Origin of the sequence: Clavibacter tessellarius (assembly GCF_001618005.1) — a bacterium.
Classification (GTDB): domain Bacteria; phylum Actinomycetota; class Actinomycetes; order Actinomycetales; family Microbacteriaceae; genus Clavibacter; species Clavibacter tessellarius_A.
Genome location: NZ_LQXA01000016.1, coordinates 1 through 12,714, shown reverse-complemented (window position 1 = coordinate 12,714; position 12,714 = coordinate 1). Strand labels below are relative to the sequence as shown.

Below are 12,714 nucleotides of genomic sequence, written 5' to 3'. Positions count from 1 at the left end.
GGGCGCGCGGGCACGGTGGCGCGCCCGGCTGCGAGCGCCGACGCCGGCGCGATCGCGACCCCCGTCGCGGGACGCGCCCGTGCCTGAGGGCGACACCGTCTACCGCACCGCCGCGCACCTGCACGAGGCGATCGGCGGGCAGGTGCTCACGCGCAGCGACTTCCGCGTGCCGAAGTACGCGACGCTCGACCTCGCCGGGCAGGAGGTCGACGAGGTGGTGAGCGTCGGGAAGCACATCCTGCATCGGATCGGCGACGTCACGATCCACAGCCACCTCAAGATGGAGGGCTCCTGGCACATCTACCAGCACGGCACCGCGTGGCGGCGGCCGGCGTTCGAGGCGCGCGTCGTGCTCGAGACGGCGGAGCGCGTCACGGTGGGGTTCTCGCTGGGCGTGCTGGAGGTGATCCCGCGCGACCAGGAGCACACGGTCGTCGGGCACCTCGGGCCGGACATCCTCGGGCCGGACTGGGGCGAGGAGGCGGCGGCGGAGGTCGTGCGGCGCATCGAGGCGCAGCCCGACCGGCCCATCGGCCTGGCGCTGCTCGACCAGCGGAACGCCGCGGGCATCGGCAACGTCTACCGGGCCGAGCTCTGCTTCCTGCGCGGCGTGCTGCCCACGCGGCCGGTGCGCGAGGTGGCCGACCTGCCCGCGATGATCGCCCTCGCCCGCCGCACCATGCGCGCCAACCGCGACCGCATCGAGCGCACCACCACGGGCGACCTCCGCCGCGGCCGCACCGACTGGGTCTACGGGCGCAAGGGCAAGCCGTGCCTCCGCTGCGGCACCAGGATCCAGCAGGGCCAGCTCGGCGATCCGGTCCGCCCCGGGATGGGCTCGCAGGACCGGGTCACCTACTGGTGCCCGCGCTGCCAGACCTGACAGGCGACGCCGACGCCCGCACCACGCACGACGACCGCGCCACGCACGGCGCCCGCACCACGCACGGCGCCCGCCGCGTCCGGGAGGACACGGCGGGCGCAAGGGGCGTCGCGGGCGCGACCGGGATCAGTCCCGCGGCGTCGCCGCCGACGGCAGCTCGGGCGCGGGCTCCCCGCCCGCGGCGATCCGCGCCTCCTCCTTGCCGACCAGCGAGTGGCGGCGGCCGTAGAGGAAGTAGACCGCGAAGCCGAGCGCCAGCCAGACGAGGAAGCGCACCCAGGTGAGCGTCGTGAGGTTGAGCATCAGCCACACGCAGAGCACGGCCGAGAGGATCGGCAGCCACGGCATGAAGGGCACGCGGAACGACGCGCGGATGTCGGGGCGCTTGCGCCGCAGCACGATCACGCCGATGCTCACGAGCACGAACGCGGACAGCGTGCCGATGTTGATCATCTCCTCGAGCACGCCGACGTCGGTGAACCCGGCGAGGGCCGCGACCACGACGCCCGCGATGATCTGCACCCGCACCGGCGTGCGGCGCTTCGCCGAGGTGCGGCTGAGGCCGCGCGGCAGGAGGCCGTCGCGGCTCATCGCGAAGACCACGCGCGCGAGGCCGAGCAGCAGCACCATGAGCACGGTGGTGAGGCCGAGCAGCGTGCCGATGGAGATGACCTGCGCCGCCCATCCGGCGCCCACCGCGGTGAAGGCGGTCGTGAGCGACGGCTCCTTCGCGTCCGCCAGCACCGTGTACGGCACCATGCCGGTGAGCACGAGGGTCACGAGCACGTAGAGCACGGTGACGACCGCGAGGCCCGCGAAGATGCCGCGCGGCAGGGTGCGCTGCGGGTCCTTGACCTCCTCGGCGCTCGTGGCGACGACGTCGAAGCCGATGAACGCGAAGAACACGAGCGAGGCGCCGGCGAGCAGGCCGTAGAGGCCGTACTGCGTGGGCTCCTGGCCGCTCGCCCAGGAGAAGAGCGACTGGGTCCAGACGTCGGCCGATGCGCCCTCGGCGGGGCGCTGCGGCGGGATGAACGGCGAGTAGTTCTCGGCCTTCACGTAGAAGGCGCCGACCACGATCACGAACAGCACGACCGCGACCTTGAGCACGGTGAAGACGCTCGAGACGCGGCTGGAGAGCTTGGTGCCGAGCACGAGCAGCACCGTGAAGATCGCGGTGATGAGCACGGCGCCCCAGCTGATGCCGACGCCGGCGACCGTGATGGTGGACGGGATGTCGAGCCCCGCGAGCTTCAGCGCCGACTCCAGGTAGATGCCCCAGTACTTCGCGATGACCGCGGCCGCCGTGAGCATCTCGAGGATGAGGTCCCAGCCGATGATCCACGCGAGCAGCTCGCCCATGGTCGCGTAGGTGAACGTGTACGCGCTGCCCGCGACGGGCACGGCTGAGGCGAACTCGGCGTAGCACATGATGGCGAGGCCGCACGTGACGGCGGCGAGCACGAACGCGAGCGTGACGGACGGTCCGGCGTAGTTCCCGGCGGCCTTCGCGCCGACGGAGAAGATGCCGGCGCCGACCGCGACGGCCACGCCCATCAGCATGAGGTCCCACGTGCCGAGGGAGCGGGTGAGGCTGCGTTCGCCTCCCGCGGCGTCGGCGAGCGACGACTCGATGCTCTTGGTGCGGAACAGGCTCATGGGGCGTCCGTTCGGTGGGGCGGCGGGGAACGGGGATCGAGCCTACCGGCGGGCGGGCCGAGCCCCCGGCCGGGGGCGCTGCTCCGGACTGGTGCGGATCCGCGCCCGATCGACACGCCCGGCCCACCGGCGGAGCAGGAGAAGCAGGAGGAGAAGTGCTCGGCCGACCTAGGCGCGCCCGAGGAGCAGTGCTTCTCTGGAGGAGCGGTCAAGCAGCGTGCCGCGTCCGACACCCGTCCGGAAGGTCCCGAGTGACCGCATCGCTGCGCTCGCGCGCCCCCGTCGCCACCTCGTCCGCCTCGCCGCGTCCGGCCGCATCCGCGCCGCGGACGACGGTGCCGTCGCGGATGCCGGCGACGCTGCCGCGCACGGCCGCCGTGCCCGCCGGCCTCGCCGCCGCGCGCGAGGAGAAGCGCCGGGTGACGCACGACCGGTTCGTGCGCGCCGCCGCCGCGGGCGGGGATCCGACGGGCGAGGCCGAGCGCCGCCGCCTCCACGGCCAGATCGTGCTCGACCACCTCGAGCTCGCCGACCAGCTGGCGCGCCAGCACTCGGGCCGCGCCCACGACTGGAGCGATCTCCGCCAGGTCGGCTACCTCGGCCTCGTGAAGGCCGCCCGCCGCTACGACCCCGGCTTCGGCGCGCCGTTCGTGTCGTTCGCGATCCCCACGATCTCCGGCGAGATCAAGCGCCACCTCCGCGACAACGGCTGGGTCGTGCGACCGCCCCGGCAGATCCAGGAGCTGCGGCACGCGCTCGCCGCGGTCGCGCCCGCGCTCGCGCAGCGGCTCGGCCGGACGCCGACCGACGCGGAGCTCGCCGCGCACACCGGGCACACGCGCGAGGAGGTCGCCGAGGCGCTGGCCGCGCACTCCAGCCTGCGGCCGGCCTCTCTCGACTTCACGGTGCACGAGGAGGAGGGCACATCGCTCGCCGAGACCCTCGGAGCCGACGACCCCGGCTACGCCCGCACCGAGCGCAGCGTGCTGCTCGACGCGGCGCGCGGGGTGCTCAGCGAGCGCGACCGGCGGATCCTGCACCTCCGCTTCGTCGACGAGTGCAGCCAGAGCGAGATCGCCGCGGAGCTCGGCGTGACGCAGATGCAGGTGTCGCGGCTGCTCGCGCGCATCCTCGGGCGACTGCGCGCCGAGCTCACGCGCGGCGAGCCGGAGGCGCTGCCCGAGGCCGCGCCGCTCGCGGAGGTGTCGCCGATCCGGGCGCGCGTGGCGGACCGCCGCTCGGCCTGACGTCGGGTGCGGCACCGCGCGACGGGAGCACTGCTGAGCGTGATCGCGGCTGCGGCATCGCGTGGCGGGAGCGCCGCCGGGCGTGATCTCGGGTGCGGCATCCCGCGACGGGAGGGCCGCGGCGCGCGGGGACCGGCTCAGGCGGTGGGCAGCGCACCCGTCTCGATCACGCGGCGGGCGACCTCGACGAGCTTGACGTTGCCGTCCTGCGAGTAGCGGCGGAGCACCTGGAAGGCGCGGTCGGCGTCGAGCGAGAACCGCTCCATGAGGATGCCCTGCGCCTGCCCGATGACGGAGCGCGAGGCGAGGCCGCGGGCGAGGTCGTCGGCGGAGTCCCACGCGGCGAGCGCGATGCGCGCGTGCACGGCCACCTCCTCGGCGACCACGCGATCGGCCTCGCCGAGCGGCCCCGACGCGCGGTGCAGCGCGACGGCACCGGCGCCGAGGTCGCTGTCCGTGCCCGGCACCGCGGAGGCGGCATCGTCCATCCCGACGACCACGACGCCGGATCCGCCGGACGGGTCGGGCGAGGACAGCAGCGCCCGCAGGTCCGCCCCGGTCTCCCCCGCGACGGCGACCTCGGCCGCTCGCGGCAGCACGACGGCGGCGCCCGTGGCGGACGAGGAGTCGAGGAGGGCGGCGAGCAGGAGGTCCACCCCGGCGGCGCGGCTCGGGGCGGAGTGGAACGCGGCGACGACGCGCGCGGGCAGGGCCGACCGGTGCTGCTCCATCCGACTCCTCCCGCTCATCGGGGGCGTCGGCGGCTCGATGGGCGGCTCCGCCCTGGCCCGCCGCACCGCGAGGAGACGCCGAGCCCCGGCTCGACGCTACGAGTATCGCACCATGGGTTTGTGCCCAAAGCGAGACGCGGGAGAACTCACGGGGAGACGTCCGCTGCTCCGACGGGCGCGCGGCACCGAGCGCTAGCGTCGGGGCGTGACCGAGCCCTCCGCACCGCACACCCTCATCCGTCGCCCCGCCAACGTGGTCATCCACCTCGCCACGCAGGGCTCCGGCCCGCTACGCATCGACACCTTCCCCCGCGCGAGCGGCAGACCCGACCCGGGCGTCTCCCGCCTCGCCGGCACGGAAGCGGTCGGCGGGGTCCTCACGGTGACGACCGACGGACTCCGGTTCCGCGCGCACCCGGTGAACTTCGTGCGGGGCGAGCTGGACGTGCCGATCGCCCGGATCGCGGACGCCCGCGACGCCTCGAGCGGGCTCACCCGCCTTCTCGCGGTGACCCTCGAGACCGGGCAGCGGCTCCTGTTCGTCGTGTGGGGCGGGCAGAAGGTCATCGCGGCGCTCGACGAGGCGCGCGCGCTGTCGGGCTGGGCCGGAGCGTCCGCGAGCGACGACCCCGCCTGATCCGCCGCGGGTCGGATCCGCCCCTCGCCCCACCCGCCGCGCACCCGCGCCTGCCATGCTCGGTGCATGGCCACCCTCATGCGTCCCCGTCGCGGGAAGATCATCGCCGGCGTCTGCGCCGCCCTCGCCAACCGCTTCGGCATGAGCGCGTTCCTCGTGCGGCTGATCTTCGTGATCTCCATCGTGCTGCCCGGTCCGCAGGTGCTGCTGTACCTGATCCTCTGGATCCTGTTCCCCAAGCAGCGCTGACCCGGCCGGCGGGCGCCCCGCCCGCGCGCCGCACCGTAGGCGGCGACCCCGGATCGTCCCGCGCCCGAAACGCCGCCGCAACACCCGGTTCCCAGACTGGGGAGACGCCCCTCCCCCGTCCGGATGGATCCGCATGCCCGCTCGCCGCCGCCCCCGCACGCGGATCAGCGGCGCGTGCGGCCGCGTGGCCCGCGCCCTCGCGGCGGGCGCCCTCGCGACCGCGCTCGCGACCGCGCTCGCGCTCGCGCTCGGCGGCATCGGGATCGGCCTCGGCTCCCCTGTCGCCCGCGCCGCGACGGACGCGCCCGTGACCGCCCCGGCCGTCGTCGGCCTGACCCTCGCCGACGCCGCCGCGCTCCTCTCCTCCGGCGGCACGACGTCGGTCGAGCTGACCCGCGCCTACCTCGCCCGGATCGCCGCCTACGACGACCCGCAGGGCGACCGGAAGGGGCTGAAGGCCGTCATCACCGTCAACGACGAGGCGCTCGCCACGGCCGCCGAGCGCGACGCGGAGCGCGCCGCCGGCACCGTCCGGGGTCCGCTCCACGGCGTGCCCGTGGTGGTGAAGGACAACCTCGCCACCGCCGACATGCCCACCACCGCGGGCAGCGCCGTGCTCCGCGACTACCGCACGGCCGACGACGCGACCGTCGTGGCCCGGCTCCGGGCGGCCGGCGCGATCATCCTCGCGAAGACGAACATGTCGGAGTTCGCGTGGCACGGCACCCACACGCTCAGCTCCGCGCGCGGCCGCACCGCGAACCCGTACGACCTGTCCTGGAGCGCGAGCGGATCCAGCGGCGGCACGGGCGCGGCGGTCGCGGCCGCGTACGCGCCGGCGGGCCTCGGCACCGACTCGTGCGGATCCGTCCTCGGCCCGGCCGCGCACCAGAGCCTCGTGGGATTCCGGCCGACCATGGGCCTCACGAGCACGGCGGGCGTCGTGCCGCTCTCCCCGCGGCAGGACGTCGTGGGGCCGATGACCACCACCGTCGCCGACGCCGCGCTGCTCATGGAGGTGCTCGCGGGGCGCGACCCGGCGGATCCGCTCACCGAGGTCGCCGACGCGCAGCGCACCGACGCCTACGTCGCGGGCCTCCGCCCGGACGCGCTGGCGGGCAAGCGGATCGGCGTCGTGCGCTGGTCGTTCGAGGAGGACCCGGAGAAGCCGGGCCTCGCGGAGACGACCGCGCTGATCGAGCAGGCCGTGCGCGACCTCGAGGCCCAGGGCGCCGAGGTGGTGGAGGTACCGCTGACGCGCGAATTCGTGGAGGGGACGCTGCAGAGCGGCGGCTGGATGGACATGCGCCCGTCCATCGACCGCTTCCTCCGCGAGACACCCGCGACCTGGCCGGCGCGCGTCGCCGCGCGCACCGCGCCCGCGGACGTGCTCACGTTCTCCGACGTGATGGCCGACCGGCCGAGCGCGCTCACCGACGGCGACATCGCGCACTTCCTCGGCCAGCGCGACATCCCGCACCCCGACTACGAGACGGCGATCGCCGAGCAGGACGCGGGCAGGGCCGCGATGGACGCGTTCTTCGTCGAGCACGGGATCGACGCGCTCGCGATGCCGACGAGCGCCACCAGCGCGACGCCCGCCTGGGCCGGCACGACCTTCTGCGACATCGGCGCGAACACGGGCATCCCGTCGATCTCGGTGCCCGCGGGCTTCACGTCGACCGGCGCGCCCGTCGGCCTCGAGCTCGCGGCCCCGCGCAGCCGCGACGGCGACCTGCTCGCCATGGCCCACGCGTACGAGCGGGCGACGATGAACCGGGTCGCGCCCGCGTCGACGCCGGAGCTCGCGGCGGCCGCGGATGCGCAACCGCCGGCGCCCGGCGAGCGCGAGGAGGCGGCGGCGGAAGACGCGACGGATCCCGGACCAGCGTCCCCGGCATCCGTCCCGCAGGCCGCCGGCGCCGCGCGCATCGCCGGGGTGGGCGTCAACACGCTCGCGCAGAACGCCGTGATCGCCGCGGGACTCGCGCTCGCGGGCGCCGCGGTCGTGGCCGTCGGCGTCCTGCGCCGCCGCCGGTGGGCCGGGGGCCGCGCGGGCTGACCCCGCGGCCCGCGCCCGGAGCGCCGTCCGCATGCGCTGGGAGTCGGGGCCCGGCGCTGGGCGTGTCGCCGCCCGCTCGGCAGGCTGGGGGGACGACGACGAAAGGACTCCCCATGACCGACGTCTCCTCCCGGGGCCCCGCCGACGGCGACGACCGCGAGGTCCTCACCAACCGCCAGGGCCACCCCGTCTACGACAACCAGAACCAGCGCACCGTGGGCGCCCGCGGCCCCGCGACGCTGGAGAACTACCAGTTCCTCGAGAAGATCAGCCACTTCGACCGCGAGCGGGTCCCGGAGCGCGTCGTGCACGCGCGCGGCGCCGTCGCGTTCGGCTACTTCGAGGCCACCGGCACGTGGGGCGACGAGCCCATCGCGAAGTACACGCGCGCCAAGCTCTTCCAGGAGGCCGGCAAGCGCACCGACGTCGCGATCCGGTTCTCCACCGTGATCGGCGGCCGCGACTCCTCCGAGGCCGCCCGCGACCCGCGCGGGTTCGCCGTGAAGTTCTACACGGAGGACGGCAACTGGGACCTCGTGGGCAACGACCTCGGCGTGTTCTTCATCCGCGACGCGATCAAGTTCCCCGACGTGATCCACGCGTTCAAGCCCGACCCCGTGACGTTCCGCCAGGATCCGGGCCGCATCTTCGACTTCATCTCGCAGACGCCGGAGTCGATGCACCTCATCGTCAACCTGTTCAGCCCGCGCGGCATCCCCGCCGACTACCGCCACATGCAGGGCTTCGGCGTGAACACCTACAAGTGGGTGGACGCCGACGGCGGCACGAAGCTCGTGAAGTACCACTGGATCCCGAAGGCGGGCGTGAGCAGCATGACGGCGGCCGACGCGGCCGTCGTGCAGGGCGGCGACCTCGGCCACGCCTCGAAGGACCTCTACGAGGCCATCGAGCGCGGCGACTTCCCCGAGTGGGAGCTGCGCGTGCAGCTGATGGACGACCACGACCACCCGGAGCTCGACTTCGACCCGCTCGACGACACCAAGCTCTGGCCCGAGAACGACTTCCCGCCGAAGACCGTCGGGAAGATGGTGCTCGACCGGAACGTGACCAACCACTTCGCCGAGAACGAGCAGCTCTCGTTCGGCACCGGCGTGCTCGTGGACGGCCTCGACTTCTCCGACGACAAGATGCTCGTCGGCCGCACCTTCTCCTACTCGGACGCGCAGCGCTACCGCGTGGGCCCGAACTACCTCCAGCTGCCGGTGAACGCGCCGCAGCACGCGAAGGTGGCGACGAACCAGCGCGACGGGCAGATGACGTTCCACCAGGATCACGGCGGCCAGAACCCGCACATCAACTACGAGCCGTCCATCGACGGCGGGTTGCGCGAGGGGCAGCACCCGACGCACGACGAGCAGGGTCCGGAGATCACCGGCCGGCTCACGCGCAAGCGGATCCCCCGCACCGACGACTACACGCAGGCCGGCCAGCGCTACCTGCTCATGGAGCAGTGGGAGCGCGACGACCTCGTCGCCAACTTCGTGGAGCTCATCGGGCAGGGCTCGCGCGGCGTGCAGGAGCGCATGGTCTGGCACCTGTACCTGGTGGAGGACGAGCTCGGGCAGCGCGTGGGCGACGGCCTCGGGATCACGCTCGACGAGGTGAAGGACCTGCCGCCGCTGCAGTCGCAGACGCTCTCGGAGGCGGACCTGGCGCGACTCGCCAACCTCGGGCACAACGGTCCGCGCGACGTCACGGGCCTCGTGCTGACGCACTGCGTGCCGGACGCCCGGCGGAACCTGGTCGACGCGGCGTAGGACGCGGCGCCGCGGATCACGCGGGACGACGGAGAGGGGCGGGTGGCCGTGTGGCCACCCGCCCCTCTCGCGCGTCCGGGACGCGGTCGGTCAGCCGCGCGCGGACCGTCGGCGGCGCACGAGCACCAGTCCGCCGCCCGCGACCAGCAGGCCGAGGGCCGCGGCGAGGGTGCCGGGGGCGAGGTCGGATCCGGTGCGGGCGAGGGTCGCGGCGTGCGCGGCGCCGCGGGCGGCGGGGTGGGTGGCAGCGGATCCGCCCCTCGTCGCGCCGGGGTCAGCGGGGGCGGACGAGGCGGCTGGGGCGGGCGACGGATCCACGGTCGCGGCGCCCGCGAGGGAGACCGTGCCGTCGGCCGCGACCGTGATCTTCGCGGTCATCGCGGCCGCGAGGTCGATGCGCTCCCAGCTGCCGGCCGTGCCGAGGTCGAGCGGCTCGCCCGAGTCGATGGCGGTGAGGGCGAGCACCTGGCGACGCTGGGCGTCGGTGAGGTCGGGGCGGCTGGAGCGGAGGAGCGACTCGGCGCCGTCCGGGACGGTCATCGGCTGGCCGGCCGCGCCGACGAGCGGGAAGCCGTACGTCAGCCGCTGGCGGTACACCGCGAGCGCCTGGTCGGTCGGGAGGTACGGGGTGTCCGCGGCGACGCACACCGCGAGCGTCGCGCCGCAGCCGGCCTCGAGCACCTGCCGCAGCTCCGTCGCGGCCTGCGCGTAGAGGTCGCGGAACTCGGGGTCGGCCCAGCGCCGCTGGACGATCTTCTGCCCCATCATGTGCCCGGCCATCACGTCGATCGGGTAGTGCGCGCCCATCACGATGCGGTTGTTCCCGGCGTCGGACGCGCGGGCGAGGATCTGCGGGGCGAGCTCCGGCAGCATCGTCGCGAGCGAGACACCCTGCCAGAACGCCTGCGACGTGTGGCCGCTCGGGTAGGAGCCGTCGTGGCCGGCCCACGCGTTGCCGCCGGGCTTGTCGCGGTACTGGAGGCGCTCGGGGAAGGCGACGTAGGGCCGCGGGTTGGCGTAGTGGTTCTTGGCCGGGCCCGTCGACCCGCCGCGTCCGACGAGGCCGTTCTCCTTGTTGAGGAGCGCCGCGGTCTTCGGCAGCTGCCCGGCGTCGCGCGCGGCCTTGTAGATCGCGCCGAGGCGGGCGCCCAGGCCGTCGGACATCGACACGGACATGTCGGCGTACTGGTCGATGATCGCGCGGTCCGACTGCGCCTTCGGAGCGGTCTGGTTGATCCGCACGGTCATGTCGTCGTTGATCTGCATGATGTCCGGCCGGCCGCTCTTCAGCGCGGGGAACGCGTCGAGCATGGGGACGAAGTCGTAGGTCGCGTCGGACGCGTAGACGTGGTCGATCGTGGCCTGGTCGAACGGCGCGGGCGCGGTCGCGGCCTGGGCGGACGACGCTCCGGGACCCGCGAGGACGACCCCGAGGATCGCGGTGGCGGAGAGGAGCGCGGCGACGCGGGCGCGCGGACGGACGGTCGTGATGGTGGGGATGAGCGTGCCTTCCATGGGTGGTCGGCCGATCGGCCTCCCGCACCATAAGGAGGGACCGTGGCCGCGCGACCTCCGCCGGGTGAACCGCGCATGGCCGGGCGGCGAGGAGGAGGGATCGTTCCCGTCCCGCCGTACTGTCGTCCCGCCATCCGCCTTCCGCCGTCCGGCAGCGTCCCGAGGACGGACGCGCCGGCGCGTCAGCCGCGCGAGCGCGGGACCCACTCGCGCACGAGCGGCTCCAGCGTCATGCCGCCGCCCCCGCGGATCCGGTCGACGGAGCCGTCGGCAGCCCGCTCGACCGTGATCTCCTCGCCGACGGACCCGAACCCGTCGCCCTCGACGATGCGCGCCGACGAGTCGCCCGTACGCTCCAGCACGTCGACCGACTCGAGCGGGTGCTCCGCGGTCGGGTCGATGCGGAGGAAGCGGTCGCCGACCACCTGGAAGTCCTGCATCCCCCACACGTTGGCGAAGCGGCCGGTGAAGGGCGCATCGACGGCGGCGCGCTCGGCGTCGGTCGCGGCGGAGTCGGCGAGGAGCAGCTCGAGGATGCCCGTGCTGAGCGCGGCAGCGGGGCCGTCGATCGCGTTCGTGAGGACGGTGACCGCCCAGCCGCTCGCGGGATCCACCGCCGTGCGGGTGATGTGGCCCGGGTACCCGCCCGAGTGGCCGATCACGGTGGCCTCGCTGTCGCCGGATCCGACGCGCTCGATGATGAGGCCGTAGCCGTAGCGGCGGGTGCCGGCCGGATCCGCGCTGCTGGCGTACCGCGGCCGCTGCTGCACGCGCTTCGACGCGGCCGTGAGGAGCCGCTCGTCGTCCGACAGCACGAGCGCGGAGAAGAACGACACCAGCTCGGACGCGGTGCTCGTGACGCCCGTGGCGGCGGCCATCGCGCGGGTGTCGACGTGCGGGAGGACGGCGCGCTCGCGGGAGGTGCGGAGCGAGGTGGAGGCGGCCGCGTACTCGTCGGCCCGCGCGGGGTCGTACTCGGCGGTGGTGTCGCGGAGGCCGAGCGGGGCGGCGATGCGCGTGGCCAGGTAGTCCGCGAAGGAGAGGCCGGACGCCGCCTCGACGACGAGGCCGAGCAGGGAGTACCCGATGTTCGAGTAGTTGAACGCGGTGTCGGGCGCGACCTTGGCGACGCCGGGCGTCGTCGCGATGGCGAGGAGGTGCGCGCGGTCGGGGAACGGGGCGGAGTGCTGCCAGTGGTCGCCGTCGAACCCGTCGCGGAGGACGCCCGCGCCGTGCTCGAGGAGGGCAGCGAGGGTGACGTCGGCGAGCTCGGAGCCGGCGTCGACGAGCTCGGGCACGTGCTGGCCGAGCCGGTCGTCGAGACGGAGGGCGCCCTGCTCGGCGAGCTGGAGGATCGCGGTCGCGGTGAACGTCTTGGAGTGCGAGGCCACGCGGAACAGGTGCGCGGGGGTGAGCGGCGCGTCGGTCGTGGGATCCGCGACCCCGAACGCCTCGGACAGCACGACCTCCCCGTGCCGGGCGATGGCGACCTGGGCGCCGGGGACGCGGGCCTGCCAGACGCGGTGGTCGAGCCAGGTGCGGACGTACTCGAGGATCTCGGTCATGGGGGTGCTCCGGGGATCGGGGACGGCGGGTGTGCCGGACTCTACGCGAACCGGGCGGAGCGGGACCCGACGTCGCGACAGGTGGGCGGATGCGCGACGCATCCGCCGAGCGAAGGGCGGGCACCGCGGCCCATCCGGAGAGCGAACGTCTGGCGCTCCCCGCTGGGCGCCGGCTGGGCGCGCGGGATGACGTGCGGGCCCGTCCCGTCTCCTGGGTGACGCACCACCCGACAGGAGCACCGATGATCGACCCGACCCGCGGATCCCGCGCCGCGCAGCCCGCATCCGCGCCCGTCCCCGCCCGCGCCCGCGCCCGCGCGACCGCATCCGCCCGCCCGACCGCATCCGCCCGCTCGGCAGGAGCCGCGGCCGGAGCCGCCCGATGAGC

General features: G+C 74.6%; 11 protein-coding genes. 7 read left to right on the top strand and 4 right to left on the bottom strand.

From position 1 onward, the window contains the following. Positions 1-79: 79 nt before the first annotated feature. Positions 80-883: a DNA-formamidopyrimidine glycosylase family protein gene (locus AWH51_RS03570; RefSeq protein WP_063070762.1), complete on the top strand. Its 804-nt coding sequence runs from the start codon at positions 80-82 to the stop codon at positions 881-883. A 126-nt stretch (positions 884-1,009) separates the two neighbouring features. Here the strand turns inward: AWH51_RS03570 and AWH51_RS03565 are convergent, their stop codons facing one another. Next, the gene (locus tag AWH51_RS03565) at positions 1,010-2,542 is read right to left on the bottom strand and encodes an amino acid permease (RefSeq protein ID WP_063070761.1); all 1,533 of its coding nucleotides are present in this window, start codon (positions 2,540-2,542) and stop codon (positions 1,010-1,012) included. Between the two features lie 251 nt (positions 2,543-2,793). On the opposite strand from AWH51_RS03565, the gene AWH51_RS03560 reads away from it, so the two are divergent. After that, the gene (locus AWH51_RS03560) at positions 2,794-3,789 is read left to right on the top strand and encodes a sigma-70 family RNA polymerase sigma factor (protein ID WP_063070760.1); all 996 of its coding nucleotides are present in this window, start codon (positions 2,794-2,796) and stop codon (positions 3,787-3,789) included. A 137-nt stretch (positions 3,790-3,926) separates the two neighbouring features. Here AWH51_RS03560 and AWH51_RS03555 read toward each other — a convergent pair whose 3' ends face one another. Beyond that, positions 3,927-4,520, bottom strand: coding sequence for an ANTAR domain-containing protein (locus tag AWH51_RS03555; protein WP_063070759.1), 594 nt, complete (start codon positions 4,518-4,520; stop codon positions 3,927-3,929). A gap of 205 nt (positions 4,521-4,725) precedes the next feature. Between AWH51_RS03555 and AWH51_RS03550 the strand changes: the two genes are divergently transcribed. From AWH51_RS03550 to AWH51_RS03535, 4 genes are all read left to right on the top strand, one after another. Beyond that, positions 4,726-5,157, top strand: coding sequence for a hypothetical protein (locus tag AWH51_RS03550; RefSeq protein WP_063070758.1), 432 nt, complete (start codon positions 4,726-4,728; stop codon positions 5,155-5,157). A 66-nt stretch (positions 5,158-5,223) separates the two neighbouring features. Beyond that, entirely contained in the window at positions 5,224-5,406 is a 183-nt protein-coding gene (locus tag AWH51_RS03545) for a PspC domain-containing protein (protein ID WP_063070757.1), read from the top strand. Between the two features lie 133 nt (positions 5,407-5,539). Then, the gene (locus AWH51_RS03540; protein ID WP_063070756.1) at positions 5,540-7,468 is read left to right on the top strand and encodes an amidase; all 1,929 of its coding nucleotides are present in this window, start codon (positions 5,540-5,542) and stop codon (positions 7,466-7,468) included. Positions 7,469-7,581: 113 nt separating this feature from the next. Beyond that, positions 7,582-9,246, top strand: a complete 1,665-nt coding sequence (locus AWH51_RS03535; protein WP_063070755.1) for a catalase — start codon at positions 7,582-7,584, stop codon at positions 9,244-9,246. Between the two features lie 90 nt (positions 9,247-9,336). On the opposite strand, the gene AWH51_RS03530 is transcribed toward AWH51_RS03535, so the two are convergent. Continuing rightward, positions 9,337-10,761, bottom strand: a complete 1,425-nt coding sequence (locus AWH51_RS03530) for an acid phosphatase (protein WP_081234842.1) — start codon at positions 10,759-10,761, stop codon at positions 9,337-9,339. A gap of 182 nt (positions 10,762-10,943) precedes the next feature. Beyond that, complete coding sequence (locus AWH51_RS03525) at positions 10,944-12,326, bottom strand: serine hydrolase domain-containing protein (RefSeq protein WP_063070754.1); 1,383 nt, start codon at positions 12,324-12,326, stop codon at positions 10,944-10,946. Between the two features lie 242 nt (positions 12,327-12,568). Between AWH51_RS03525 and AWH51_RS16190 the strand changes: the two genes are divergently transcribed. Then, positions 12,569-12,712 (top strand): hypothetical protein, encoded by a 144-nt coding sequence (locus tag AWH51_RS16190; RefSeq protein ID WP_175345459.1) that lies wholly within the window; start codon positions 12,569-12,571, stop codon positions 12,710-12,712. The last annotated feature ends 2 nt before the right edge of the window (positions 12,713-12,714 follow it).